The organism is Arthrobacter sp. Y3223164 (assembly GCF_059091005.1).
On the sequence record NZ_JBNHGF010000775.1, the window covers coordinates 1 to 623 of the forward strand.

The 623-nt window shown below is 70.8% G+C and carries 1 protein-coding gene; it reads right to left on the reverse strand.

Annotated features, from left to right (window positions below; genetic code table 11):
* Positions 1–380, reverse strand: a 380-nt coding sequence (locus AC5RUJ_RS17945) for an FAD-dependent oxidoreductase (protein WP_494156479.1), incomplete at its 3' end; no start/stop codon positions are given.
* Between the last annotated feature and the right edge of the window lie 243 nt (positions 381–623).

Consider the following 623-nt stretch of genomic DNA (forward strand, 5'->3'; position numbering starts at 1 on the left):
ATGCCGGCCAGGCCGGCGCCGGGGACGGCCAGTTCGCGGTTGGCGGCCCCGGTGGCGAGCACCAGCTTCGTGTAGGACAGGGTGGTGCCGTCGTCGAGGGTGACGGTCCTGGCGGCCCGGTCGATGGTGGTGGCGCGCACGCCGAGGCGGGCGTCGACGTCGTTGGTGGTGAAGAATTTTTCCGGGCGCAGCGGCAGCGGGGCCGGGGTCTTTCCGGCGGCGAGGTAGTCCTTGGACAGCGGGGGCCGCTGGTAGGGGTGGTGCGGCTCGTCGCCGAGCAGGGTGATGGGACCGGTGTGGCCTTCCTTGCGCAGCGAATCCACCAGCTGGATGCCGGCCTGGCCGTTGCCAACAATGACGATGTTTTCCGGGCTGTTCATGGAGGGCCTTTCGGTGCGGGACGTGCAGGCGGGCGCAACGGCCCGGTTACCCCTGCTCGTCGGGGATGTCGACTTCGAGTTCGTCGAAGTGGTCGCCGGCGGTGAGTTGGCACCCAGGCGGCTGCGGGCCGTGTCGCGGGGAGCTGCGGTGCCTTGATCCTAGGACCGCACCCGGCCGTCGCGGTGGTTCGCCGTGGCGGCTTCGGTCAGCATTGGTTGCGGGCCGCTCACACAGGCCGCGGC